Origin of the sequence: Streptococcus pseudopneumoniae, from assembly GCF_001072315.1 — a bacterium.
Taxonomy (GTDB): domain Bacteria; phylum Bacillota; class Bacilli; order Lactobacillales; family Streptococcaceae; genus Streptococcus; species Streptococcus pseudopneumoniae_R.
This window is the reverse complement of sequence record NZ_JVLI01000121.1, coordinates 1-1,566: the sequence shown is the minus strand read 5'-3', so window position 1 is coordinate 1,566 and position 1,566 is coordinate 1. Positions and strand designations below refer to the sequence as shown.

General features: G+C 43.6%; 1 pseudogene. It reads left to right on the top strand.

Annotated elements, in window-relative coordinates:
- Window positions 1-1,566 (top strand): annotated as a pseudogene (locus tag ADH54_RS06600) (peptidase S74); the annotation flags it as partial.

Sequence of the window (1,566 nt, the reverse complement as noted above, 5' to 3'; positions counted from 1 at the left end):
AGATGTTCAACTCGAAAGAGGTTCTGTCGCGACGGACTATAAAGAAGCTCCCGAAGACACAGACGGTCAAATCTCAGCCGTCGAATCAACCTTTAAGCAACGGGCCGATTCACTTGATGCTGGTGTGAGAAGTCTGACTGAAGATCTCAGAACCAAGGCGGATATCAGTGCACTCAACGTTACTGCTGAGAATATCAGACAGTCTGTGAAGAGTCTTGAGACAGACACGCAGAACAAGCTGAATCAGAAATTGAGTCAGGCCGAATTTGAGGTGCGGGCCGGTTCTATTCGTCAGGAAATCCTGAACGCAACCAAGGACAAGGCAGATAAGACTTTGGTCACAGCTGAAGCTGGGAAATTGCGTGAAGAATTTTCAAAAATGAAGGTCGGTAGTCGCAACTATGCTGAAGACTACGACTTTTCAAGAGGGCTTTGGTACTATAGTCAAGGAGATAACAGTCCACAAGATTGGACTATCTCAAACGGCGAATATAATGTAAAAGGTACGACTAACACTTGGAAGCAGATGCAAATTCAATCTAAGGAGGGGAGTCGTTCTTCTTGGAAGAGTTCAACAGCTCTTCTCGATTTAGAAATTGGCGAAACCTACACACTTTCGTTTCAAGGGATTTGCTATTCTGGTTCTCCAAGTGTTTGGCTATCATTAAGGGCTAACCGTACAGTTTCCGGTAATCCTGAAATTATGTATGGCACTTTCAACCTCACGTCTAGCTGGCAGACTTATCAAGTTACTATACCAGCATTGACCAAGCCTGAAAATTTTGATTTCTGGCGAATTATTCTTGGTTATAACGAGATTGGCCATGTAGCATTTCGCAAAGTGGAATTGACCAGAAGTTCGACTCGTATAGATGCAGGACCTGCTCCTGAAGATGGCAAGACGGATCTGGTCGTTGCCAAATCTGAATTTGAGAAGACTGCTGAAGGTCTGTCTGCTAAGATGACGGCAGTTGAACGTTACGTCAATCAAGATGGCCAGCGACAAGAGAGCTTGCAACGTTATGCTCGTGAGGAGAGTGCAAAACAAGCGACAGCTGTTCGTGAGCTGGTAACGAAGGACTATGTAGGCAAAGCGACTTATCAGGAAACTGTAAGAGCTATTGAGAACAAATTCGAATCTATCACGAATCCACAAAATGGTTCGATTGCCACTCAGATTGCTAATTACAAAAAATCAGTAGATGGCAGATTCGCAGATATCACTTCATTGATTGCTGGTAAGGCTAATCAGACGGACTTTCAGCGTGTTAAGGAAACCAGTCAGCTTTACGAGCGGATTTTGGGCAATACTGAAAATGGAATTGCTGACAAAGTAGCTCGTATGGCTATGACCAATCAGCTGTTCCAGGTTGAGGTTGCGAAGGCTGCAAAAGGTGGCCGAAATTATATCAGAAATGGTCAATTTAAGAACGGTTCAAAAAACTGGCTTGAATACCAATCTGTTGATTTTGGTTTGAATTTCAATTACCAGCATTCTTTAGGTAATCGAAATCGTCCAGGAGTTCATTTCTTCCACGACTCGCAGAATATCGCTAATTTCTTTGG